This window comes from Methylobacterium sp. J-048 (assembly GCF_022829515.1).
In the GTDB taxonomy this organism is placed as follows: Bacteria; Pseudomonadota; Alphaproteobacteria; order Rhizobiales; family Beijerinckiaceae; genus Methylobacterium.
This window is the reverse complement of record NZ_JAKSYL010000229.1, coordinates 32,749-55,367: the sequence shown is the minus strand read 5'-3', so window position 1 is coordinate 55,367 and position 22,619 is coordinate 32,749. Positions and strand designations below refer to the sequence as shown.

At 70.7% G+C, this 22,619-nt stretch carries 20 protein-coding genes; 8 read left to right on the top strand and 12 right to left on the bottom strand.

What is annotated here, in order from left to right:
* Positions 1 to 18: 18 nt before the first annotated feature.
* The 9 genes from deoA to MKL09_RS23165 form a co-directional block, all read right to left on the bottom strand.
* Positions 19 to 1,317: a thymidine phosphorylase gene (gene deoA / locus MKL09_RS23205; protein ID WP_244024148.1), complete on the bottom strand. Its 1,299-nt coding sequence runs from the start codon at positions 1,315 to 1,317 to the stop codon at positions 19 to 21.
* Between the two features lie 5 nt (positions 1,318 to 1,322).
* Entirely contained in the window at positions 1,323 to 2,054 is a 732-nt protein-coding gene (gene deoC / locus MKL09_RS23200) for a deoxyribose-phosphate aldolase (protein WP_244024120.1), read from the bottom strand.
* The gene (locus MKL09_RS23195) at positions 2,047 to 2,871 is read right to left on the bottom strand and encodes a purine-nucleoside phosphorylase (RefSeq protein ID WP_244024118.1); all 825 of its coding nucleotides are present in this window, start codon (positions 2,869 to 2,871) and stop codon (positions 2,047 to 2,049) included. Before MKL09_RS23195 ends, deoC begins: the two co-directional genes overlap by 8 nt.
* Positions 2,864 to 3,292, bottom strand: a complete 429-nt coding sequence (locus MKL09_RS23190) for a cytidine deaminase (protein ID WP_244024116.1) — start codon at positions 3,290 to 3,292, stop codon at positions 2,864 to 2,866. Before MKL09_RS23190 ends, MKL09_RS23195 begins: the two co-directional genes overlap by 8 nt.
* A gap of 486 nt (positions 3,293 to 3,778) precedes the next feature.
* Positions 3,779 to 4,543, bottom strand: coding sequence for an anti-sigma factor family protein (locus MKL09_RS23185; protein WP_244024114.1), 765 nt, complete (start codon positions 4,541 to 4,543; stop codon positions 3,779 to 3,781).
* 97 nt (positions 4,544 to 4,640) lie between these two features.
* Positions 4,641 to 5,264 (bottom strand): sigma-70 family RNA polymerase sigma factor, encoded by a 624-nt coding sequence (locus tag MKL09_RS23180; protein WP_244024112.1) that lies wholly within the window; start codon positions 5,262 to 5,264, stop codon positions 4,641 to 4,643.
* 44 nt (positions 5,265 to 5,308) lie between these two features.
* The gene (locus MKL09_RS23175) at positions 5,309 to 5,863 is read right to left on the bottom strand and encodes a glutathione peroxidase (RefSeq protein WP_244024110.1); all 555 of its coding nucleotides are present in this window, start codon (positions 5,861 to 5,863) and stop codon (positions 5,309 to 5,311) included.
* 205 nt (positions 5,864 to 6,068) lie between these two features.
* The gene (locus MKL09_RS23170; RefSeq protein ID WP_244024108.1) at positions 6,069 to 7,760 is read right to left on the bottom strand and encodes a methyl-accepting chemotaxis protein; all 1,692 of its coding nucleotides are present in this window, start codon (positions 7,758 to 7,760) and stop codon (positions 6,069 to 6,071) included.
* Between the two features lie 236 nt (positions 7,761 to 7,996).
* Positions 7,997 to 9,136, bottom strand: a complete 1,140-nt coding sequence (locus MKL09_RS23165) for a patatin-like phospholipase family protein (RefSeq protein ID WP_244024106.1) — start codon at positions 9,134 to 9,136, stop codon at positions 7,997 to 7,999.
* Positions 9,137 to 9,489: 353 nt separating this feature from the next.
* On the opposite strand from MKL09_RS23165, the gene ispG reads away from it, so the two are divergent.
* Together ispG and MKL09_RS23155 are read left to right on the top strand one after the other, a co-directional pair.
* The gene (gene ispG / locus MKL09_RS23160) at positions 9,490 to 10,824 is read left to right on the top strand and encodes a flavodoxin-dependent (E)-4-hydroxy-3-methylbut-2-enyl-diphosphate synthase (protein ID WP_409566972.1); all 1,335 of its coding nucleotides are present in this window, start codon (positions 9,490 to 9,492) and stop codon (positions 10,822 to 10,824) included.
* A gap of 420 nt (positions 10,825 to 11,244) precedes the next feature.
* Complete coding sequence (locus MKL09_RS23155; protein ID WP_244024102.1) at positions 11,245 to 13,263, top strand: potassium transporter Kup; 2,019 nt, start codon at positions 11,245 to 11,247, stop codon at positions 13,261 to 13,263.
* A 141-nt stretch (positions 13,264 to 13,404) separates the two neighbouring features.
* Here MKL09_RS23155 and MKL09_RS23150 read toward each other — a convergent pair whose 3' ends face one another.
* Positions 13,405 to 14,286, bottom strand: coding sequence for a LysR family transcriptional regulator (locus MKL09_RS23150; RefSeq protein WP_244024100.1), 882 nt, complete (start codon positions 14,284 to 14,286; stop codon positions 13,405 to 13,407).
* A 157-nt stretch (positions 14,287 to 14,443) separates the two neighbouring features.
* Here MKL09_RS23150 and MKL09_RS23145 point away from each other — a divergent pair, with 157 nt between their 5' ends.
* The 4 genes from MKL09_RS23145 (at position 14,444) to MKL09_RS23130 (ending at position 19,246) form a co-directional block, all read left to right on the top strand.
* Positions 14,444 to 15,673, top strand: a complete 1,230-nt coding sequence (locus tag MKL09_RS23145) for an MFS transporter (protein ID WP_244024097.1) — start codon at positions 14,444 to 14,446, stop codon at positions 15,671 to 15,673.
* Between the two features lie 262 nt (positions 15,674 to 15,935).
* Positions 15,936 to 16,415 carry a (2Fe-2S)-binding protein gene (locus MKL09_RS23140; RefSeq protein ID WP_092042949.1) on the top strand — a complete coding sequence of 160 codons (480 nt, stop codon included), beginning with the start codon at positions 15,936 to 15,938 and terminating at the stop codon, positions 16,413 to 16,415.
* An 11-nt stretch (positions 16,416 to 16,426) separates the two neighbouring features.
* Positions 16,427 to 18,772 (top strand): xanthine dehydrogenase family protein molybdopterin-binding subunit, encoded by a 2,346-nt coding sequence (locus MKL09_RS23135; protein WP_244024146.1) that lies wholly within the window; start codon positions 16,427 to 16,429, stop codon positions 18,770 to 18,772.
* A 75-nt stretch (positions 18,773 to 18,847) separates the two neighbouring features.
* Positions 18,848 to 19,246 (top strand): hypothetical protein, encoded by a 399-nt coding sequence (locus MKL09_RS23130; RefSeq protein WP_244024096.1) that lies wholly within the window; start codon positions 18,848 to 18,850, stop codon positions 19,244 to 19,246.
* Positions 19,247 to 19,689: 443 nt separating this feature from the next.
* Here MKL09_RS23130 and MKL09_RS23125 read toward each other — a convergent pair whose 3' ends face one another.
* The gene (locus MKL09_RS23125) at positions 19,690 to 19,914 is read right to left on the bottom strand and encodes a hypothetical protein (RefSeq protein WP_243945024.1); all 225 of its coding nucleotides are present in this window, start codon (positions 19,912 to 19,914) and stop codon (positions 19,690 to 19,692) included.
* Positions 19,915 to 20,133: 219 nt separating this feature from the next.
* Positions 20,134 to 20,844: a Sir2 family NAD-dependent protein deacetylase gene (locus MKL09_RS23120; protein WP_244024094.1), complete on the bottom strand. Its 711-nt coding sequence runs from the start codon at positions 20,842 to 20,844 to the stop codon at positions 20,134 to 20,136.
* Positions 20,845 to 20,966: 122 nt separating this feature from the next.
* Here MKL09_RS23120 and MKL09_RS23115 point away from each other — a divergent pair, with 122 nt between their 5' ends.
* On the top strand, positions 20,967 to 21,527 hold the full coding sequence (locus MKL09_RS23115; RefSeq protein ID WP_244024092.1) for an isochorismatase family protein: 561 nt from the start codon (positions 20,967 to 20,969) through the stop codon (positions 21,525 to 21,527).
* Positions 21,524 to 22,531 (top strand): GlxA family transcriptional regulator, encoded by a 1,008-nt coding sequence (locus MKL09_RS23110; protein WP_244024090.1) that lies wholly within the window; start codon positions 21,524 to 21,526, stop codon positions 22,529 to 22,531. The genes MKL09_RS23115 and MKL09_RS23110 overlap by 4 nt, the downstream gene beginning before the upstream one ends.
* Positions 22,532 to 22,619: the final 88 nt, after the last annotated feature.

The window sequence follows — 22,619 nt, the reverse complement described above, 5'->3', positions numbered from 1 at the left end:
GGCCGACCGGGCCGGATCCTATCCGGCCCCCAACCGCTCGATGATCGCCGGCCGGCCGGAGGGCGCGTCGCCCATCCGGTAGGCCGCCCGCAGGGCCGCCTCCGCCCGGTCGGCGGCGGCCTCGTCGGCCGCGTGGACGATCCCGAGCCGACCGGACGCATCCCCGGGACCCGCGAGGTCGGTGAAGCCGACCCGCGGGTCGATCGCGTCTTCCGGCCGGGTCCGGCCGCCGCCGAGCCCGATCACCGCCAGCCCGATCGTCCGGGTGTCGATCTCCGCCACCGTGCCGTCCTGCCGGATCGGCCGCCGCACGGGCGCGGCGGGGAGGTATCGCGCCGGCGCATTCAAAAGATCGCCCGGGCCGCCGAGCGCCGCGACCATCTCGGAAAACTTTTCCGCCGCCCGGCCGGAGGCGAGGGCCGCCTCCAGGCGCCCGGACGCCGCGTCCCGGTCCGGCGCCAGGCCGCCGGCCACCAGCATCTCGGCGCCGAGGGCCAGGGTGACGGCGTGGAAGCGCGGCTCCCGGCGAGCGCCGGTGAGGTAATCGATCGCGTACGCCACCTCGACGGCGTTGCCGGCGGCGCTGGCGAGCGGCGCGTCCATGTCGGTGATCAGCGCGACGGTGCGCAGGCCGGCGCCCTCGGCCACCGTGACGATGCTCTCGGCCAGCGCCCGCGCCGCGTCGAGCCCGGCCATGAAGGCGCCGGAGCCCTGCTTGACGTCCATCACCAGGCCCTGGAGTCCGGCGGCGAGCTTCTTCGACAGGATCGAGGCGGTGATCAGGTCGAGGGATTCGACCGTGCCGGTCACGTCGCGGATCGCGTAGAGCCGCCGGTCGGCCGGGGCCAATTCGGCGGTCTGGCCGATGATCGCGCAGCCGACCCGCCCGACCACCCGGCGGAAGGTGTCGAGCCCCGGGGTGGCGTCGTAGCCCGGGATGCTGGCGAGCTTGTCGAGGGTCCCGCCGGTATGGCCGAGGCCGCGGCCGGAGATCATCGGCACGTAGCCGCCGCAGGCCGCCACCATCGGGGCGAGGGGCAGGCTGACCGTGTCGCCGATGCCGCCGGTGGAGTGCTTGTCGAGCACCGGACCCGGCAGGTCCCAGGCGAGCACCGCGCCGGATTCCGCCATGGCCCGGGTCAGCGCCACCCGCTCGGGCAGCGCGAGGCCGCGGAAGAACACCGCCATGGCGAAGGCCGCCGCCTGCCCCTCCCCGACCGCGCCGTCGGTGAGGCCACGGACGAAGGCCGCGATCTCCTCCGGGTCGAGGGACAGGCCGTCGCGCTTGGCCCGGATGGTTTCCTGCGGCAGGCGCATGGTGTTCACGAGTCCCGCGCCTGCATCAGGGCGCCGAACAGGCTGCTCGCCCCGAGGCGGAATGTTTTCGCGCTCACCCAGTCCGGCCCCATGATCCGGTCGGCGAGCGCGAGATAGGCGCCGGCATCAGCGACGCTGCGCAGGCCGCCCGACACCTTGAGGCCCGCAGGGCGACCGCTCGCCCGGATCTCGGCCAGCATCGCCTCGGCGGCCTCAGGGGTCGCCGAGACCGGGCTCTTGCCCGTGGAGGTCTTGAGGAAGTCGGCCCCCGCCTCCAGCGCCAGCCGGCCGGCGCGCCGGATGGCGTCGGGATCGGCGAGTTCGCCGGTCTCCAGGATCACCTTGAGGACAGCGGACCCGCTCGTGTCGCGCACCGCCTCGACCATGTCGCGAGCCAGATCCGCGTCGCCGCGCAGGAACGCGCGATAGGGCAGGACGAGGTCGATCTCGTCGGCGCCGTCGCGCAGGGCCTCCGCGGTGTCGTCGAGCGCGCGGGCGCAATCCTCGCCGCCGGCGGGAAAATTGATCACCGTGGCGACCCGGATGCCGCTGCCTTCGAGCGCCCGGGCGCCCTGCGTCACGAAACGCGGCCAGACGCAGATTGCCGCGACGCCGCCGCTGCGTGCGTCCCGGCAGAGCGCGTCGATCTTCGGCTCGGTGCAGGTCTCGGTCAGGTCGGTGAGATCGAGGAGCGGCAGCGCCCGGCGGGCGACCGCACCGGCATCCGGGTCATCCATGGTCGGTCTCCTCGTCCGGCAGGCCCGCGACGAAGGTCCGGACCAGGCGGCCGAGATCCGCCGCGGCCCGGGCCGCCACCGCCTTGGTCTCGGCGTGATGGGGGGCGCCCCCGGCGATCCCGGCGGCGAGATTGGTCACCACCGACACGGCCGCCACCGGCAGGCCGAGGAAGCGGGCCAGGATCACCTCGGGCACGGTGGACATGCCGACCAGATCGGCCCCGAGGATGCCGGCCATCCGGACCTCGGCGGGGGTCTCGAAGCTCGGGCCGGAGAACCAGGCATAGATGCCTTCCGCCAGCGGAACCCCGCAGCTCCCGGCCGCCGCCCGGAGGCGGAGGCGCAGGTCCGGATCGTAGGCTTCCGTCATCGGCACGAAGCGGGCGTCGCTGGCCTCGCCGATCAGCGGGTTCAGGCCCGACAGGTTGAGGTGGTCGGCGAGCAGGACCAGGCTGCCCGGGCCGGTCTCCGGCCGCAGCGACCCGGATGCGTTGGTGAGGAGCAGGCGCTTGGCGCCGAGGCCGGCCGCGCAGGCGAGCGGCACCCGCATCGCCGCCGCGTCGCCGCGCTCATAGGCATGGGCCCGGCCCTCGAACACCAGCACGGGCCGCCCGGCCAGGCGCCCGCGATGCAGCCGGCCGCCATGGCCGCTGACGCCGGCCCCCGCGAAACCCGGGATCGCCGCGTAATCCAGCGTGCCCGCGTCCTCGAGCCCGGCCGCGATCCCACCGAGCCCGGTGCCGGTGACGAGGGCGCAGGCGTAGCCGCCGCCGAAGCCCGCAGCCCGCAGCGTGTCGAGGGCGGCGGCCTCAGTCACCCAGCGTCTCCGGCCCGAACGATTCGGGTAGCAGCTCCGCCAACGTGAAGGTTTTGGCGACGCGATCCGGCCCGGCCGCGTGGATCGGCGTGTCCGGCCCGGCGAATTCGCGGATGCGCTGGCGGCAGGCGCCGCAGGGCGTCACCAGGCCCGCGCCGTCGCCGCAGACCAGGATCTCCGCGATACGCCGGCCGCCGCCCGCGATCATCGCGGCGATCGCCCCGGCCTCCGCGCAGGTGCCGACCGGATAGGCCGCGTTCTCGACGTTGCAGCCGGCATGGATCCCGCCCCGCTCGTCGCGGAGCGCCGCCCCGACCCGGAACCGGGAATAGGGCGCATGCGCCCGCTCGCGCACTGCCCGCGCGGCCTCGAACAGGGCGGTCAGCCCCTCATCCCGTCGCGCTGAATCGGTGGCCTGCATGGCCGATCTTTGGCACCCGCCGGGGCGGCCTGTCGAGGGGCGGAGCAATGGCAGAGGGCATACTGCGGTGCCAGCGAGGGCCGCTGTTTTAAGTGTGCGGGCTACTCGGATGCGTTGAAAATCCGGATCCCTTATTCCGGGGCGCCGCAGGCGAGCCCGGAACGCCGGGTGCCCACACGTTCCGATCGTAGCCGCATCCATACCGTGGCCGCAGAAGCCGCAAGTCCCCTCTCCCGTGCGGGAGAGGGTTGGGGTGAGGGATGCGCCCTATCCGGACAAACCTGTCCCCTCACCCTGTCCCTCTCCCGCACGGGAGAGGGGACCCGCGCGTCATCCTGTGTCCAAGGGCCCTGGCCCGAAGTGTGAATCCGGTAGCCCGAACGGAAGAGGGTGCGCGTAGCGACCTGTAACAGCGCTTGTGCCTCAAACCTGTGTAGGGCCGTCGTTGGGAGACGTGGCGAATGTTCGGCCGTCCCCGAAAATCCCTCAGCGCGTCGCCGCGCCCGCCCCCAGCATCCCCGCGGCCTGGCGCAGCACCGCATCGTCCTGCGGGCCGCTCAGCGCGTAGGCGGTGTCGCCGGCATTCCAGGAGAGGAGGGTGCCGTCGTCCGAGCCGGTGAGCGCGGCGGGCCCGCCGCGCAGGCCGCGCGTGGCGAACAGGGAGGCCTCTCCAAGGGGGCCGGCCTCGAAGGCGATCTCGATGCCGGTGCCGTGGCGGCCGGGGAAGATCTGGATATCGCGCACCTGCCAGCCGGCCGGGAGCGGCGGCAGGTCGATGCCGGTGACCGACTGGAGGCGGACCCGGTCGTAGGCCGGGTGGTCGCCTTGGTTGGCGATGTTCTTGCGCAGCTGCGCCACGGCGCGGGCCTGGCGGGCATCGGCGATCAGGGCGGGGTCGGGAGTCGCCGCGAGGGTGTCGGGCACACCGAACCGGCCGATCTCGTCATGGGCGAGCCAGCCCGCGCCGACCAGCACCGCGATGGCGGCGGCGCGCTTCAGCCGCGAAGCGACGCGGCTCCAGCGCAGGTTGCGGTCGAAGCGGCGCGCCAGGACGAGGGTGCGGCCGGGTCCCGGCCCGGGCAGGCGCTCGAAGGCGGCCCGGAGCGCGTCGCGATCGTGCAGGTCGGCCATCACCTGGGCGGCGGCCCCGGGATGGGCGGCCAGATGCGCCTCGACGTCGAGACGGCGCATCGGGTCGATCTGCCCGTCGACGAAAGCGATGAGATCGTCGTCTGTGATCGGATCCATCATCGGTGAAGTCCTCGATTCCAGCGTGCCGCCGGGGCGGTTCCGCCGGTCGTCATCATTTCTGTGCCGGCGTTGCGCGGGCCGGTCCGATGCGGATGCCTCAGGCATCTCCGGCGGCGCGTTTCATCGGCGGTCGGTCCCGCGTCTCGTCGGAGGCGACAAGGCGCAAGCCGGTGAAGGTGCCGCGCCGCGGATCCGGCCGGCTCGCCTCGGGCTCGGCCTCGGTCTTGCCCCGGGCGCCGTCCTCGAAGGCCCGCAACGCCGCCCGGCCGCGGCCGAGGCGGGACATCAGCGTGCCGATCGGGATCCCCAGCACCGCGGCGGCATCGGCATAGGCCATGCCTTCCAGGGTCACGAGGTGGAGGGCGGCGCGCTGCTCCTCCGGCAGGGTCAGGAAGGCCTGCCGGATCTGGGCGAGGCGCACCCGGCCCTCCTGGGCGGGGGGCGCCATGTCCTCGCTCATCCGCACCAGTGCGTCGGCATGACGCGCCTCGACCTGACGGCGGCGCTGCTCGTCGATGAAGGCGTTGTGCAGCACCGTCATCATCCAGGTGCGCAGGTTGGTGTTCGGCCGCAGGGACCCCTGCATCTCCAGGGCGCGGACCAGGGTGTCGTGCACCAGATCGTCCGCCCGCAGCGCGTCGCGGGTGAGCGAACGGGCATAGCGCCTCAGGGGCGCCAGCAGGTCGACGATATCCGGATGCTTGAGCTTGTCTGACGCCATAGGAGGTGAACGCGGGCGCCGGGGGATTTAATCCCGGGCGCCGATCACGCCTGATCGAGGGTGGCGGCGATGCTCGAAACCAGGCGCGGGTCGGTGGGCTCGACCTGGGTGGCGAAGGCGGCGGCGAGCGAGCCGTCCCGGGCGATCAGGTACTTGTGGAAGTTCCAGCGCGGCGTCTCACTCGGCCGCTCCGCCGCCGCCCATTGGTAGAACGGATGGGCGCGCGGCATCTTCACCCGGGTCTTGGCGGTCAGCGGGAAGGTCACGCCGTGATTCTTGCGCGCGGCCTCCGCGATGGCGGGGCCGTCGAGCGGCTCCTGGTTGCCGAAATCGGGCGACGGCACGCCGATCACCGTGAGCCCCCGGTCGCCGAAGCGGGTCCACAGGGTCTGGAGCCCGGCGAGCTGCCCGGCATAGCCGCAGGCGGTGGCGGTGTTGACGATGAGGATCGGCCGCCCCGCATAGGCCGAGAGCGGCATCGCGCCGCCCTCCGGGTGCTCGAAGGCGAAATCGGTGGCCCGGCCGGACGGGGCGGCACGGGCGGCACCGGCAAATCCGGCTCCCAGCAGGATCAGGGCCTCACGGCGCAACATCGTCATGGCGGCGGCCTCGCACGATCACGGGCGCTCACACGCCCGAGAAGAACCTAGCGCGCCCGCCGCACAGATCCCAACACCGGGATCCCAAAGGGCCTGCGGCCCTTTGGCGGGGTTCGGCGCGCAGCCCCGAGCGTCGCCGAGAGCCTGTCCTTGGTGTTACGCGCTCGCCGACGCCGCACCGGCATCCCCTTCGGCGGCGAGCACTTCAAGCGGCCCGCACCGTGTCGAGGAAGCGGTGGACCTCGACGTCGAGCCGCTCGGCCTGGACCGAGAGTTCCGAGGCCGAGCCGAGCACCAGCTCGGCGGCGGCCCCGGTGCTCTCGGCGGCGCTGGCGACCCCGGCAATGTTGGCCGTGACCTCGCCGGCCCCGGTCGCCGCCTGCCCGACGTTCCGGACGATCTCCTGGGTCGCCGAGCCCTGCTCCTCGATCGCCGCCGCGATTCCGGTGGACAGCCCGCTCATCTCGGTGATGCGGCCGACGATGATGCCGATCGCGTCCACCGTCTCCCCGGTCCAGGACTGGATCTCGCCGATCTGCCGGGCGATCTCGCCGGTGGCCTTCGCGGTCTGGCCGGCCAGTTCCTTCACCTCCGTCGCCACGACCGCGAAGCCGCGGCCCGCCTCGCCGGCCCGGGCGGCCTCGATGGTGGCATTGAGCGCCAACAGGTTGGTCTGGCCGGCGATGCCGCTGATCAGATCGACCACGGCGCCGATCTTGACGGCGCCATCGCGCAGGTTGCGCACGAGATCCGCGGATTTCCCGGCCTCCAACACCGCGGCGTCGGCGAGGTCGGCCGAGGCCTGCACCTGGCGGCCGATCTCGTTGACGGAGACGCCGAGTTCCTCGGCCGCCGCCGCCACGGTGTTGACGTTCGAGGCCGCCTCCTCGGCCGCCGACGCCACCGTGGTGGACTGGCTGGCGGTCTCGGCCGCTGCGGCGCTCATGGTCTCGGCGGTGGATTTCAGATTCGTGGCGGCCGTGGCGACGGCGCGGATGACGCCGCCGCCGGCGCCCTCGAAGCTGGCGGCCATCTCGCGCATCGCCGCCTTGCGCTGCGCCTCCTGGCCGATCCGGGCCTGCTCCGCCTCCGCCTCGAGGACCTTGGTGCGGGCGAGCCCGTCCCGGAACACCTGCACGGCGCCCGCCATGGCGCCGATCTCGTCACGACGCCCGATCCCGGGAATCTCGACCGAGAGGTCGCTGGCGGCCAGCCGGGTCATGGCCTGGGTCATGCTGTGGATCGGCTTGCCGATGCCCTTATGCAGAAGCAGCGTCCCGACCAGGGCGGTGACGACGATCGATCCGAGCCCGACCAGGTTGGCCGCCCGCGACGATGCGATGGCGGTGGCCGAGGCAGCGCTCCTGTCCTTCAGCAGATCTCGCTCGACCTGTGCGATCTCGGTCGCCTTGGCGCGCACGGCGTCCATCGTCGCCTTGCCGGCGCCGGAGCCTTCGAGCCGGCGCGCTTCGTCCTGGGTGGCACGATCCTTCATCAAGGCGAGTTCGCGATCCGCGACTTCGGTGCTCCAGCGTTCGGCCAGAGCCTTCACCGCGGCGAAACGCGCCGACTGCGTGGAATTGTTGGCGGTGAGTTTTCGCGCCGCCTCCCAGGATGCTGCGAAGGCCATCCGCCCGGCCTGTTCGGGCTCGAGAAAGCGCGGATCGGCCGAGATGAGATAGCCGCGCAGGGCGGTCTCCCGGTCGACCATGGCGGCCTGCATCCGCTCGACCTCGGACAGCACCTCGTGGGTATGGACCGTCCACTCTTCGGCGTCCTCGATCAACCCGATGTTGCGCAGCGAGATCGCCGAGACGCCGACGGTGATCGCCAGGATCAGCGCCATGATGAGCGCGATCTTCACGCCGGTCTTGAGGTCGATCAGGCGAAATCTCATGGCCAGCCCTTGGGGTAAGAATCGCCGAACCCGATCGGCGTTCGGTCAATGTACCGGTATAGGCTGGCCGCGTGAAATATATCTTACGCTCGAAATTTTCTACCTTAGATGTATTTATTAGCTGGCGATTTTGCCGGAAAGTTGCACGCTTCCCGGGACCGAATCCGAAGCTCGTCTTGATACCGATCGAATCGTGACCTGTCGCAAGACGCGCGTCATCTCTGCCGTCCGCCGTTTTACTGATACGCATCCCGCAAGTTGAGGGTACAGGCCTGCCCGATCGTCCCGTAGGTCTCGGACAACCAGACCTGCGCGGCGGCACGGCCCTTGTCGCGCAGGCGCTTGAACACGGTCCAGCGCGCGTCGAGCTTGGAGGCGGCGTTGTAATCCTCCAGGGCGTCGGTGCCGTCGATCCGGTGCACCAGGACCCGCTGGTAGCCGCCCTGGCCCAGGGTGCCGTCCTCGATCAACCCGTCGAGGAAGTCGATCGCCCGCAATTCCCGCATCAGGTTGGCGTTGAAGGTGATCTCGTTGAGCCGGTCGCGGATCTCGCGCTCCGTGCGCGGCGTCTCGCGCCGCTCGACCGGGTTGATCTGGACCAGCACGATGTCGCGGGTCCGGGCGGCCCGGTGCAGCGGGTAGAGCGGCGGATTGCCGAGATAGCCGCCGTCCCAGTAGGGCACGCCGTCGATCTCCACAGCCTGGAACACCGTGGGCAGGCAGGCCGAGGCCATCAGGTGGTCGACGGTGAGGCGCTCGCGCTCGAACACCGCGAGCTTGCCGGTCCAGACATTGGTGGCCGAGACGAACAGGCCCGCGGTCTCGGCCTCGCGCAGGCGCTCGAAATCGACCTGCTCGGCCAGCGCCTTGCGCAGCGGGTTGATGTTGAGCGGATTCGACACGTAGGGGCTGGGCGAGAGCATCTTGGACCAGAACTCGGCCACCGGGTTGCCCTTCCACAGGCTGAACAGCCCGCTGACGAAGTTGCGCTGCGCCGGCCCGAGATCGCCGTCGAGGCTGACCTCACGCCAGAACCGCTCCAGCCCCTCGCGCGCGCCGTCCGGGCCGCCCTTGAGCCAGCCGTCGACCATCACGACGCCGTTCATCGCCCCGGCGCTGGCCCCGGTCACCGCCTCGAACGCCAGGCGTCCATCCTCGATCAGGGCGTCGAGCACGCCCCAGGTGAAGGCCCCGTGCGCGCCGCCGCCCTGCAGGGCCAGCGCGACCGGCTTCTCGGCCCCGGGGCCCGCCAGGATCTGGTGCGGCGGGTGGGCGGGATTGGGCTCGATCCCGTCCGAGACCGGGACTTCGGGCGGGATCTCGGGAACCACGGTCACCGGATTGTGCGGCTCACCGCCGTGGGGGTGCGCGCTCATGTCGGCCTCCAAATCAGGATCCCCTAGATGGGATGTTGCAGTGCAACATCAACCATGCGCCGGGCTTACGGCGCATCCGAGGCGCCGGTCACGACGCGCGATTCGGCAACAGCGGCGGACGAAAACCGGTGTTGCGCACCCGGCCAACTCGACATCCGCATCCGGATACGACATGACAGCCGCGATGCTGTCATACGCGGCGTCGGCTTGACGCTGCGCGGCGTCGTCCGCAGCTAAGCCGCGGTCGGCGCGCAGCCCCGAAGCTCCGGCGAGGCGCGCGTCGCGAAACGTCCGACCGGTCCGAACGGGGCCCCGGCGCTTTTTCGCGAACCGCGCCCACGCGAAGGTCCACGATGGAAGTCATGGAAGCCATCCGCTCCGAAAACCCCGCTCCCGAGACCATCCTGGCCTACGGGGGCCCGGAGGTCGCCGGCCCGTCGCCGCGCCACCGCACCGTGGGCGTCACGGTCGGCGAGGGCGAAGGCGCGGTCATGGTCGGCGGCGGCGCCCCGATCGTCGTGCAGTCGATGACCAACACCGACACCGCCGACATCGACGGCACGGTGGCGCAGGTCGCCCAGCTCGCCCGGGTCGGCTCGGAGCTGGTCCGCATCACGGTCGACCGGGACGAGGCCGCAGCCGCGGTGCCGAAGATCCGCGAACGCCTCGACCGGATCGGCGTGCACGTGCCGCTGGTCGGCGACTTCCACTATATCGGCCACAAGCTGCTCGCCGACCATCCGGCCTGCGCCGAGGCCCTGGCGAAGTACCGGATCAACCCCGGCAACGTCGGCTTCAAGGAGAAGAAGGACACCCAGTTCTCCTCGATCATCGAGCAGGCGATCAAGTACGGCAAGACCGTGCGGATCGGCGCCAACTGGGGCTCGCTCGACGGCGAGCTGCTCACCCACCTGATGGACGAGAACGCCAAGCTGCCGCGGCCGATCGATGCCCGCGCGGTGATGCGCGAGGCGATGGTGCGCTCGGCGATCGGCTCGGCCGACCGCGCCGTGGCTCTGGGCCTGCCGCAGAACAAGATCATCCTCTCGGCCAAGGTCTCGGCGGTGCAGGACCTGATCGCGGTCTACCGCGAGGTGGCGCGCCGCTCGGATTACGCCATCCACCTGGGCCTCACCGAGGCCGGCATGGGCTCCAAGGGCCTGGTGGCCGCCTCGGCGGCGATCGGCGTGCTGCTGCAGGAGGGGATCGGCGACACGATCCGCTACTCGCTCACCCCCGAGCCCGGCGGCGACCGGAGCGTCGAGGTCAAGGCGAGCCAGGAACTGCTGCAGACCATGGGCTTCCGCACCTTCGTGCCGATGGTCGCGGCCTGCCCCGGCTGCGGCCGCACCACCTCGACGACCTTCCAGGAGCTGGCCCGCGACATCCAGAACTGGATCGTCACCTCGATGCCGGAATGGAAGAAGACCTATCCGGGGGTCGAGGGACTGAACGTCGCCGTGATGGGCTGCATCGTCAACGGCCCGGGCGAATCGAAGCATGCCGATATCGGCATCTCGCTCCCCGGCACCGGCGAGACCCCGACCGCGCCGGTGTTCATCGACGGCAAGAGGGCCATGACCCTGCGCGGCGCGACGCTGGCCAAGGATTTCGAGACGGTGGTGATCGAGTACATCGAGCGCCGCTTCGGCCAGCAGGGCGGCGGCACGCGCACCGCGGCCGAATAGGCTAGGTAGCGGAACAGCGCCGGAAGAATCACCGTGTCATCCCGGGGCCGCGCAGCGGAGCCCGGGATCCAGAACCGCACCAGTGCCGGATCTTGAACCGTTGGCGGCTCTGGGTTCCGGGCTCGCCTGCGGCGCCCCGGAATGACGAGGCGGGTGATCGGACGCGTAGGGCCTCCCCCGAAGCGAACGTTGGCCCCCATCACCGCGCTCCCCCCTCCCACCCAAGCCCTGATCTTCGCGTCGCACCCGGTTCCCGGCCGCTTGAGGCCGTGATAGCAAGGCCGCACGATCCCGTGAGCGGTCGGCCCGGTGGCCGGCCCGCGTGGTTCGGCGGAGTTTTCGCGTCCTCCTGCCCGGCCCCACCAGGCCCCTGAGCCGACCCGCGAAACGCCGGCCACGCCCGAGCCTCCGACATTCCGCATGAGCCAGACCTTCGCACCCGGCGTAGCAGCCCAGCCCGTGCCCGCGGCCTCTGACGCCGTGCCCGATTCCGCCCCGGCGGCCGGGGAGACCGGCGGCGCCGGGCCGATGCAGGCGCCCACGCCCGGCGCCGCCCACGATTCCCCCGAGAAAGCCGAGGCCCGGCACGGCCATGCCGGCTTCTGGACGCTGCTGGTCGGCTCGGTCGGCGTCGTCTACGGCGATATCGGCACCAGCCCGCTCTACGCCTTCCGCGAGGCCCTGGTCCCGGCCCGCACCGACGGCATCCTGCTGCCCGAGGAGGTGATCGGCACCGTTTCGCTGATCCTCTGGGCGCTGTTCCTGATCGTGACGGTCAAGTACGTCCTGATCCTGCTGCGCATGGACAACAACGGCGAGGGCGGCATCCTCTCGCTGATGGCGTTGGCCCGCAAGGCGCTCGGCGGCTCGCGGATCGTGTTCATGCTCGGGCTGCTCGGCGCCTCGCTGTTCTACGGCGACGCGGTGATCACCCCGGCGATCTCGGTGCTCTCGGCCGTGGAGGGGCTGAAGCTCGTCACCCCGGCCTTGAACGACTACGTGCTGCCGATCACGGTCGCGATCATCGTTGTCCTGTTCCTCGTGCAGAACCGCGGCACCGCCAAGGTCGCGGCGTTCTTCGGGCCGATGACCGTGGTGTGGTTCGTCGCCATGGCGCTCGCGGCCCTGCCGCATATCGGCCTGCACCCGGAGGTTTTTCGCGCCGCCAACCCCTGGTACGCGGTGCATTACCTGCTCGGCCACGGCACCGGGGCCCTGGTGGCGCTCGGCGCCGTGTTCCTGGCGGTGACCGGCGCCGAGGCCCTGTTCGCCGATCTCGGGCATTTCGGCCGCAAGCCGATCCAGGTGGCCTGGGTCTGCCTGGTCTTCCCGGCGCTCGCCCTGAACTATCTCGGCCAGGCCGCCCTGGTGCTGGAGAAGCCCGACACCGCAGACCCGTTCTTCCAGCTCGTCCCGGCCTGGGGCCTGCTGCCGATGGTGGTGCTGGCGACGCTCGCCACGGTGGTGGCGAGCCAGGCGGTGATCACCGGCGCCTTCTCGTTGTCCCGGCAGGCGATCCAGCTCGGCCTGCTGCCGCGCCTCGAGATCCGGCACACCTCCGAATCGCATGCCGGCCAGATCTACCTGCCGCAGATCAACGGGCTCCTGATGGTCGGCGTCGTGCTGCTGGCGGTGCTGTTCAAGACCTCGTCGTCGCTGGCCTCGGCCTACGGCATCGCGGTGACCGGCACGATGCTGCTCACCGCCTCAATGACCTTCCTGGTGATCTGGCGGATGTGGGGCTGGTCGCCGGTGGCGGCCGCCCTGGTGATGCTGCCGTTCATCGTGCTGGAGTTCCTGTTCCTGCTCTCGAACCTGATCAAGGTGGTCGAGGGCGGCTACGTGCCCCTGATCCTGGCCGGCGCCCTCATCGTGCTGATGTGGACCTGGGTGCGCGGGGTCACGATCCTGTTCAACAAGACCCGCAAGACCGACGTGCCGCTGGTCGAGCTGGTCGGCATGCTGGAGAAGAGCCCGCCCCACCACGTACGCGGCACCGCGGTGTTCCTGACCAGCGACCCCGAGATCGCCCCGGCGGCGCTCCTGCACAACCTCAAGCACAACAAGGTGCTGCACGAGAAGAACGTGATCCTCACCGTCGAGACGGTGGACACTCCGCGCTCGAACGAGGCCGACAAGGTCCGGATCGAGCCGGTGGGGCCGCATTTCTTCAAGGTCGTGATGAAGTTCGGCTACATGGAGACGCCGAACATCCCCAAGACCCTGGTGCTGCTGCGCCGCCAGGGCTTCAAGTTCGACATCATGGCGACGTCGTTCTTCCTGTCCCGCCGCTCGATCCGCCCGGCGACCCATTCGGGCATGCCGCTCTGGCAGGACCGGATTTTCATAACGCTCGCCAAGAATGCGAACGACGCCACCGACTTCTTCCAGATCCCCACCGGGCGGGTGGTCGAGGTGGGGACGCAGGTGACGGTGTAGGGGCGATCCTGATCGCACACAGGAAACAACGGGTTTCCAAAGGGCTCAGCCCTTTGGCGGGGTTCCGGGGCGGAGCCCGGAGGCTTGCAGGGCTCTGCCCTGCACTCGCAAAAGGGCTGAGCCCTTTTGAAACCCGAATTGTCATGGCGGCGCGAACAGGTTCTCCGCCATGAAATCCACGAAGACGCGGATCTTCGGCGCGAGCTGACGGCTCGACGGCCAGAGAATGCGGAAGGTGCCGCAGCGGTGCACCGCGTCGTCCATCACGCTCATCAGCGTCCCGGCCGCGATCTGCGCGCGGACCGCGAAATCCGGCAGGCAGGCGATGCCGAGGCCGCGCTCGGCCAGGCAGACCAGCGGCTCGATGGTGTTGGAGGTCGCCGCGGTCCGCAAGTCGATCGTGTCGCCCGCCCCCAGCAGCCAATCCTCCAGGCGGCCCGTGGTCGGGAAGCGATGGCGCAGGCACCGGTGCCCGGCGAGGTCGCCGAGCGAGCCCGGGATTCCGTGCGCGGCGAAATAGGCGGGCGCGCCGACCAGCTTGAGGTCGTAGCTGCCGAGCACCCGGGTCATCAGCCGCGAATCCCGCGCCTCGCCGGTGCGGATCACCGCATCGAACCCCTCGTCGATCACGTCGACCAGCCGGTCGGTGAAATCGAGGTCGAGCTCGATCTCCGGCCAGGTTTCCATGAAGGCCGAGAGCGTCGGCACCATCAGGCGGCCGACCATCGGCAGGCTCACGCGCAGTTTTCCGCGCGGCGCATCCCGCGTCTGGGACAATTCCAACTCGGCCTGCTCGATCTCGCAGAGGATCTTCCGGCAGCGTTCGAGGAACTGCCCGCCTTCCGGGGTCAGCGTGACCACCCGGGTCGAGCGGTGGAACAACCGGACGCCGAGCCGCTCCTCCAGGCGCGCCACCGCCTTGCCGACCGCCGAGGCGGAGACGCCGAGCTGCCGGCCCGCCGCCGTGAAGCTGCGTGCCTCAGCGGCCTGCATGAAGGCGGTCAGGGATCCGAGCCTATCCATCGTGCGAGCCGATTGCGGACGAATTTGTCCGATATGTCGAGAATTGTAGCCTGATGATCGGGACAGGCAAGCGATCCTATCGTCACCACCAGAGCCGGTGACCGGCCTTCTGGCGCCGCGCCCGGAAGGGGCATCGCCTCGATCGGACAGGTGTGCGATGACGGCGACCACGGAACCCCGAACCCTTCCCGGCCAATCTATTGCCGGCAGAAGTAGCGATCCGACCGAATCGAACAGCCTTCCCCTGGCCGGGCTGCTGGCGCTGGCCCTGGCCGGCTTCATCACCATCCTGACCGAGGCGCTGCCCGCCGGCCTGCTGCCGCAGATCGGCGCCGGCCTCGCGGTGCCGGAATCCCTGGCCGGGCAGCTCGTCACGATCTACGCACTGGGCTCGCTGATCGCCGCGATCCCGTTGACGGCGGCGACACAGGGCCTGCGCCGCCGGACGCTGCTGCTGGCCGCGATCCTCGGCTTCGCGGTGGCCAACACCGTCACGGCGGTATCGGCGTCTTACGCCCTGACGCTGGCGGCGCGCCTCGTCGCCGGCGTCTCGGCCGGCCTGCTCTGGGCCCTGCTCGTCGGGTACGCGGCCCGCATGGTGCCGGAGCACCAGAAGGGCCGCGCCATCGCGGTCGCCATGGTCGGCATCCCGCTGGCGCTCTCGCTGGGCATCCCCGCCGGCACCTTCCTCGGCACGGCGATCGGCTGGCGGGCCTGTTTCGGCGTGATGAGCGGGCTGACGCTGATCCTCGTCGCGTGGGTCCTGGTCACGGTGCCGGATTTCCCCGGCCAGCCGGGCGGCCGACGCTACGCCCTGCGCACTGTCTTCGCCCTGGCCGGCGTGCGCCCGGTGCTGTTCGTGACGCTGGCCTTCGTGCTGGCCCACAACATCCTCTACACCTACGTCGCGCCGTTCCTCGCCGTCGGCGGCATGAGCGAGCGGACGGATCTGGTGCTGCTGATCTTCGGCGCCGCCTCGCTGATCGGCCTCTGGGTCGTGGGCGTCCTGATCGACCGGCATGCGCGGGCGCTGACGCTGCTCAGCGCCGGCCTGTTCGGGCTCGCGACGCTGATCTTCGGCCTCCGGAATGACGATCCGGCAGCGATCTGTGCCGCCGCCGCGATCTGGGGGCTCGCCTATGGTGGCGTGCCGACCCTGTTCCAGGCAGCGCTGGCCAAGGCGTCCGGTGACGCGGCCGATATCGCGCAGGCGATGCTGGTCACGGTCTGGAACGTGGCGATCGCGGGCGGCGGAATCGTCGGCGGCCTGTTGCTCGACAGGGTCGGTACCGCGGCCTTCGCGCCCGCTCTGCTCGCCCTGCTCGTGCCGACCCTGATCGTCATCGGGACGGCGCGGCAGCATGGCTTTCCGCACACGCGACCCTGAAGAGGCCGTCGTTCGAAAAGCCGACATGTGCGCCGCCACACGCAGCATGTATCAGACGCGGGCCTCCGGACTCATGCCGCGGACGCTTTGCGTTGCGCACGACCGGAATCGTAGCTTAGAATCCTCCCATTCTGAACCCCAGGGTCCGATCGTCAGGTTGTCGTCCATCAGCGGGTGCGTGGACGAGACGACCGGTCGGCGCCCCCGATGCGGCCCGGGCCCGATTGAACGCCGTTCCGGCGTCGCCAGACAGGATACACCGATGATCAAACTCACCGTGAACGGGGCTGCGCGCAGCTTCGACGGCGATCCCGACATGCCGCTGCTGTGGTACCTGCGCGACGAGCTGGGCCTCACCGGAACCAAGTTCGGCTGCGGCGTGTCGCTGTGCGGCGCCTGCACGATCCATCTCGGCGGCGCGGCGACCCGCGCCTGCATCACGCCGATCTCGGCGGCCGCCGACCAGGAGGTCGTGACCATCGAGGGCCTGTCGCCCGACGGCAACCACCCGGTGCAGGTGGCGTGGCGCGACCTCAACGTCGCCCAGTGCGGCTACTGCCAGTGCGGACAGATCATGCAGGCCGCCGCGCTGCTCAAGGACACGCCGAAGCCGTCCGAGCAGGACATCGACGACACGATGAGCGGCAACATCTGCCGCTGCGGCACCTATCCGCGCATCCGCGCGGCGATCCATCAGGCCGCCGGCCAGACGGCGCCCGCCGGCAAGGGAGAGCGCCTGTGATCCAAGAACCAATGATCTCGGCCCAGATGATGGCCGAACTGGCCGCTCAACCGACCGCCGACACGACCACTCGGCCGGTGCTCGCCAATGTCAGCCGCCGCGGCATCCTCGGCGGCGCCGGCGCCCTGGTGCTCGCCCTGTCCCTGCGCGACGCCCGCGCCGACGAGGGCCAGACCGCCGAGCAGAAGGCCCAGAAGTTCGGCGCCGACGGCATGCCGCACGGCTGGCGCGACGACCCGAAGATTTTCGTGTCGATCGCCCCGGACGGCACCGTCACGGTGACCAACCACCGCTCCGACATGGGCCAGGGCGTGCGCACCTCCGTGGCGCTCACCGTCGCCGACGAACTCGAGGCCGACTGGCCGAAGGTGAAGGTGATCCAGGCCTGGGGCGACGAGGAGCGCTTCGGCAATCAGGACACCGACGGCTCGCGCTCGCTGCGCCACTTCTTCCAGCATTTCCGCCATGCCGGCGCGGCCGCGCGGCTGATGCTGATCGAGGCTGCGGCCAAGCAATGGGGCGTGCCGGCCTCCGAGGTGACGGCTTCCAACCACACGCTCACCCACGCCAAGTCGAAGCGCAGCCTCGGCTACGGCGCCGTGGCGCAGGCGGCCTCCGAGCTGCCGGTGCCCACGAACGTCACGCTGAAGAACCCGAAGGATTTCCGGTACATCGGTACCGGCAAGATCGGGCTGATCGACAACGTCGACATCACCACGGGCCGGGCCGTCTACGGCCTCGACACCAAGCTCGACGGGATGCTGTACGCGGTGGTCGCCCGCCCGGCGGTCTACGGCGGCAAGGTCAAGTCCTACGACGACACCGAGGCCAGGAAGGTCGCGGGCGTCGTCAAGATCTTCAAGATCGACGGCGGCGAGATCCCGAGCGAGTTCATGCCGCTCGGCGGTGTCGCGGTCGTCGCAAAAAATACCTGGGCGGCCCTGAAGGCGCGCGACGCGCTCAAGATCACCTGGGATGACGGCCCGAACGCCGGCTACGACACCGACGTGTTCCGCAAGGAGCTGGAGGCCGCCGCGCGCAAGCCCGGCAAGGTGGTGCGCAACCAGGGCGACGTCGACGGCGCGATGGCCAAGGCCAAGACCAAGGTCGAGGCCGAATACTTCGTGCCGCACCTGTCCCAGTCGCCGATGGAGCCCCCGGCCGCCGTGGCCCGGGTCAAGGACGGGTTCTGCGAGGCCTGGGCCTGCACGCAAGGCCCCCAGGCGGCCAACGACCGCCTGATGAAGGCGCTCAAGCTGCCCGACGACAAGGTCAAGGTGAACGTCACGCTGCTCGGCGGCGGCTTCGGGCGCAAGTCCAAGCCCGACTACGTGGTCGAGGCCGCGCTCTGCTCGCAGGCGGTGGACGGCGCGCCCGTCAAGCTCGCCTGGACCCGCGAGGACGACATCCACCACGGCTACTACCACACGATCTCGGTGGAGCACCTGGAGGCCGGCCTCGACGAGAAGGGGATGCCGGTGGCCTGGCTGCACCGCTCGGTGGCGCCGACGATCGGGTCGATCTTCGCGCCCGATCCGAAGCACGAGCTGCCGTTCGAGCTCGGGATGGGTCTGGTGAACACGCCGTTCAACCTGCCCAACGCCCGGATGGAGAACCCGGAAGCCGCCGCCCATGTCCGGATCGGCTGGTTCCGCTCGGTCTCGAACATCCCGCACGCCTTCGCGATCCAGTCCTTCGTGTCGGAGCTGGCGCACGCGGCCGGCCGCGACCCGAAGGAGTACCTGCTGGATCTCATCGGCCCGGCCCGCAAGATCGACCCGACCTCGATCGGCGACGTCTGGAACCACGGTGAGGACCCGAAGCTCTACCCGATCGATACCGGCCGCCTGCGCGGCGTGATCGAGGCCGTCGCCCAGGGCGCCGGCTGGGGACGGCAGATGCCCAAGGGCCGCGGCCTCGGCATCGCCGGCCATTACAGCTTCGTCACCTACACGGCGGTGGCGGCTGAGGTGGAGGTCGACGACAAGGGCCAGGTGAAGGTCCACGCCATCGACATCGCGGTCGATTGCGGGCCGCAGGTGAACCCGGAGCGCATCCGGTCGCAGATGGAAGGCGCCGTGGTCATGGGGATGGGGCTCGCCCTCACCTCCGAGATCACCTTCAAGCAGGGCCGGGCGGTGCAGAACAACTTCGACGGCTACGAGATCATCCGGATCGACGCCGCCCCGAAGGTCGTTCGCGTGCACCTGGTGCCGACCGGCTCCTATGACGGGCCGCTCGGCGGCGTCGGCGAGCCCGGCGTGCCGCCGGTGGCACCCGCCATCGCCAACGCGGTCTTCGCCGCCACCGGCCGGCGCGTGCGGCAATTGCCGATCCGCGACCAGCTCAGCGCCTGAACCGCGCCGCATCGCGACGCGTTGGGGGACCGGGGACCTGATCCTCGGCCCCCCGCCACGAAAGAGTTCGACCCGATGATGCGTCCCGCCGCCTTCACGGTTTCCGTCACCGTGCCCCTGGCCCTGATCCTGACGGCGGCCCCGGTCCTCGCCTCCCCGTGCTCGGACAAGATCGACGCCCTGTCGAAGCGGGTGACCTCGGAGGCGACCGCCTCGATCTCGGCCTCGACCAGCGGCCAGGGCAACGCGGCCAAGCGCAGCGGTGAGGGCGTGACCGGCACCGAGGGCCAGCGCGCAAACGAATCCCCCCAGGCGCCCCCGGAGAAGTCGGCCCAGGCCGGCGAAGGCGCCGACGCCGCCCAGCAGGCCAAGGTCGCGCTGGACGAGGCGCGGACCGCCGATTCCAAGGGTGACGCCGCCGCTTGCGAGGCCGGCGTGGCCCGCGCCGAGGGTCAGCTGAAGAAGGCGCCCTGAGGCGTCGGTTGCGGTACCGGGCCGTCGATCACGTGGGCCCGACGCCGTGACCGTGCTAAAACATCGCTCTGAGTTGCATCTTTCGGCAAACCCATCGTTTCGGGATCTGCCACGTCCAAGCGATAGTCTGCACCGTCATTCCGGGGCGCCGTAGGCGAGCCCGGAATCCAGAACCATTGTCGGTGCAAAGGTTTGGCGCGTCGGCGGCTCTGGATCCCGGGCTCCGCTGCGCGGCCCCGGGATGACTGGGCGGGGCGGCTCGGATCATTCTTCCGCCCAGGGGACTAAAACTGAGCATCGGCGTCCGGCGGGGCGTCGCCTCCCAGACGGAAGCTGCAAAACGCAGACGGGGATCGTGCTCCCTCCGGCGGCGGTTTCGCTCGTCTCGAAGGGGTCTATCCCCGGCGGTCGGGGCGGCGCGAAGCCCGCCCCGCGCTGCGGCCTCAGGCGGCCGCGGCGGCGAGTGCGTGGGGGTTGCCGTTCAGGCCGGCGCAGAGATCGTCGATCTCGGTGAGGTCCAGGGCATCCCCGGCCCTTCCCGCGATGGTGTCGATCAGGTGGTCCTGGCGGGGGTCGAACGGATGACCCTGCATCCGGTAGAACTGGTAATAGCGCAGAGCCGCCAGGACGGTGTCGCGCTCGCGGTCGGTTACGGTGAAGTGCTGCATGGGTCTTCGTCTTCCCCTTGTGGCTTCAACGAACGCCCGGGCGGGCCGCGACGCCGAACCCGAGCTTGACCGTTGTAACCGGTGGGCAACGGCCCGACCAGTTCTTGACAGCTCGCGCGGATGTGATTCGCGTCATTTAAGATTTTGGTCCTGCCCCGGGGAACCCGGCCGCGAATCGAAAAGCCCTTCGCCGGCAAGGCGTTGCGATCCGCTCGGGCGTCACAGGCCGAGGTCGGCGAGAAAGCCTGTCAGCGCCGTGCTCGCCGGCCCGTAGCGGGCATCGTCGAACGCGTCGGCGTTGTCCGAGGGCTCCAGGTTGATTTCGCAGGTGGAAATTCCGAGGGCTCGGGCCTGCCGGACATAGCCCGCCGCCGGATAGACCGCTCCCGAGGTCCCCACCGCCACGAACAGGTCGGCGGCGGCGAGCGCGTCCTCGATCGCGGCGAGATGCATCGGCATCTCGCCGAACCAGACCACGTCCGGCCGCATCCGGCCCCCGATCCCGCAGGCCGGGCAAGCTGAGGCCCTGTTCAGGTCGTCGCGCCACGGCGTGACCGCCTCGCAGGCGGTGCAGCGGGCCTTGAGCAACTCGCCGTGCATGTGGACGACCGCGCGCGAGCCGGCCCGCTCGTGCAGGTCGTCGACGTTCTGCGTGCACAGGAACAGCCGGCCGCCCCGTTCGGCTAGCCGCGCCTCGGCCCGGGCCAGGGCGGCATGCGCGGCGTTGGGCGCGGCCGCGACCACGCCCCGGCGGCGATGGTCGTAGAAATCGAGCACGGTGTCGGGATCGGCCGCATAGGCCTCCGGGGTGGCGAGCTTCATCGGGTCGAACCGCGCCCAGATCCCGCCGCGGTCCCGGAACGTGCCGAGCCCGCTCTCGGCCGACACGCCGGCCCCGGTCAGCACGAAGATGTTTTTCGGATCATCCATGCGGTATCCCCCGCCCGTCGGTTGATTGGCCGGAAATGTCCGCTCGTTGGCGGTGCGGTTTCTTTCGCGCGCCTATCGAGAGAGCGATCCTACCGCTCGCTTCACCAAGCGGGAGACACGAAATGTCCGATGTTGCGCTGCTGGTCATCGATGTCCAGGATTCCTTCCGTCACCGGCCGTTCTGGAGCGAGGCGGATGTCCCGCTCTTCACCGAACGCCTGCAAGCGCTCATCGACGGCGCCGTGGCGCGCAAGATTCCGGTGCTGCAGGTGTTCCACCTCGCCGATTCCGGGCCGTTCTCCCTCGAGTCGGGTCATGTCCGCACCCTTGAGCCGATCGTGATCGCGCCGGACGCGATCTTCCACAAGCGTAAGCACAGCGCGCTGGTCGATACCGGGCTGGCGGGCTGGCTGACGCAGCACGGCATCCGGCGCCTGATCGTGTCGGGGATCCGCACCGAGCAATGCTGCGAGACCACCACCCGCCACGCCTCCGACAGCGGCTGGCAGGTGGATTACGTCACCGAGGCGACGCTGACCTTCGCGATGACCCATCCGTCCGGCCGCCGGTTCGAGGCGGACGACATCAAGGCCCGCACCGAGCTGGTGCTGGTCGACCGCTTCGCCCGCATCGCCACGGTGGAACAGGCGCTCGCCGGCCGGGACCTGCCGGTCGCCGCATGAGCGAGGCGGCGCGGCGCAGCATCCCGGTCCTGGTGGTCCTGCCGCCGCGCACGCTGCTGCTCGACCTCGCCGGCCCGGTCGAGGTCCTGCGCATCGCCGGGGCGGCCCAGGACCGGGTCGCGTTCGCGGTGCGCTACGCGGCGCCGGCCCCGCGCACCCGCTGCTCGATCGGGCTGGATCTCGGCGGCACGGAGCCGCTGCCGGACACGATCGCGCCGGGCACCGTCGTGCTCCTGCCCGGATCGTCGTCCCGGGTGCTCGGCTTCGAGGCCGATCCGGACGACGCGGCGGCCGAAGCGCGGATCGTCGATTGGCTGCGCGGCGCGGTCCGGCCGGGCCACACCCTGGTGACGGTCTGCGAGGGCACGCTGCTGGCGGCCCGGGCCGGCCTGTTCGACGGCTATGCCTGCACCACCCATCACGCCAGCTGCGCCCGTCTCGCCGACCTGGCGCCCAGGGCTCGGGTGCTGGAGAACCGGCTGTTCGTGCAGGACCGCGACCGGTTCAGCAGCGCCGGCGTGACCGCGGGCGTCGACCTGATGCTCCACCTCGTCGCCGAATGGGCCGGCCCGGCCACGGCGCTGGCGGCGGCCCGGACCCTGGTCGTCTACATGCGCCGCGGCGCCGACGACCCGCAGCTCTCGCCCTGGCTGGAAGGCCGCAGCCATCTCCACCCGGTGGTGCATCGTGCCCAGGACGCGATCGCGGCCGAACCCGCCCGCGACTGGTCGCCCGAAATCCTGGGCCGCCTTGCGGGGGCCAGCCCGCGCAACCTCGCCCGGCTGTTCCGCAGCCATGCCGGCATGACCGTGACCGATGCGGTCAACCGCGCCCGGATCGCGCTGGCCCGGGACCTGATCGCCCAGACCGACCTCGCCCTGGAGCAGGTCGCCGACCGCGCGGGCTTCGGTTCCGCCCGGCATATGCGCCGCGTCTGGCGGCAGTTCCACGAAGCAGCCCCCTCGAGCCTTCGCGCCGAAGTCCCGGTTTCGAAAGGTCCGTGACCTTTCGCGGGTCCAGGGCAGAGCCCTGGGTGTCTCAGGGGCTCCGCCCCCGAACCCCGCCATAGGGCTGAGCCCTTTGGGAACCCAT

Coding starts and splice junctions, on each gene's coding strand:
- MKL09_RS23165 (WP_244024106.1), bottom strand. CDS start 9,136: ATGAGCGCGCACCCCCACGGCGGTGAGCCGCACAATCCGGTGACCGTG.
- MKL09_RS23170 (WP_244024108.1), bottom strand. CDS start 7,760: ATGAGATTTCGCCTGATCGACCTCAAGACCGGCGTGAAGATCGCGCTC.
- MKL09_RS23135 (WP_244024146.1), top strand. CDS start 16,427: ATGATCTCGGCCCAGATGATGGCCGAACTGGCCGCTCAACCGACCGCC.
- MKL09_RS23155 (WP_244024102.1), top strand. CDS start 11,245: ATGAGCCAGACCTTCGCACCCGGCGTAGCAGCCCAGCCCGTGCCCGCG.
- MKL09_RS23115 (WP_244024092.1), top strand. CDS start 20,967: ATGTCCGATGTTGCGCTGCTGGTCATCGATGTCCAGGATTCCTTCCGT.
- MKL09_RS23120 (WP_244024094.1), bottom strand. CDS start 20,844: ATGGATGATCCGAAAAACATCTTCGTGCTGACCGGGGCCGGCGTGTCG.
- MKL09_RS23185 (WP_244024114.1), bottom strand. CDS start 4,543: ATGATGGATCCGATCACAGACGACGATCTCATCGCTTTCGTCGACGGG.
- MKL09_RS23190 (WP_244024116.1), bottom strand. CDS start 3,292: ATGCAGGCCACCGATTCAGCGCGACGGGATGAGGGGCTGACCGCCCTG.
- deoC (WP_244024120.1), bottom strand. CDS start 2,054: ATGGATGACCCGGATGCCGGTGCGGTCGCCCGCCGGGCGCTGCCGCTC.
- MKL09_RS23130 (WP_244024096.1), top strand. CDS start 18,848: ATGATGCGTCCCGCCGCCTTCACGGTTTCCGTCACCGTGCCCCTGGCC.
- MKL09_RS23110 (WP_244024090.1), top strand. CDS start 21,524: ATGAGCGAGGCGGCGCGGCGCAGCATCCCGGTCCTGGTGGTCCTGCCG.
- MKL09_RS23140 (WP_092042949.1), top strand. CDS start 15,936: ATGATCAAACTCACCGTGAACGGGGCTGCGCGCAGCTTCGACGGCGAT.
- MKL09_RS23150 (WP_244024100.1), bottom strand. CDS start 14,286: ATGGATAGGCTCGGATCCCTGACCGCCTTCATGCAGGCCGCTGAGGCA.
- deoA (WP_244024148.1), bottom strand. CDS start 1,317: ATGCGCCTGCCGCAGGAAACCATCCGGGCCAAGCGCGACGGCCTGTCC.
- MKL09_RS23175 (WP_244024110.1), bottom strand. CDS start 5,863: ATGACGATGTTGCGCCGTGAGGCCCTGATCCTGCTGGGAGCCGGATTT.
- MKL09_RS23180 (WP_244024112.1), bottom strand. CDS start 5,264: ATGGCGTCAGACAAGCTCAAGCATCCGGATATCGTCGACCTGCTGGCG.
- MKL09_RS23125 (WP_243945024.1), bottom strand. CDS start 19,914: ATGCAGCACTTCACCGTAACCGACCGCGAGCGCGACACCGTCCTGGCG.
- ispG (WP_409566972.1), top strand. CDS start 9,490: ATGGAAGTCATGGAAGCCATCCGCTCCGAAAACCCCGCTCCCGAGACC.
- MKL09_RS23145 (WP_244024097.1), top strand. CDS start 14,444: ATGACGGCGACCACGGAACCCCGAACCCTTCCCGGCCAATCTATTGCC.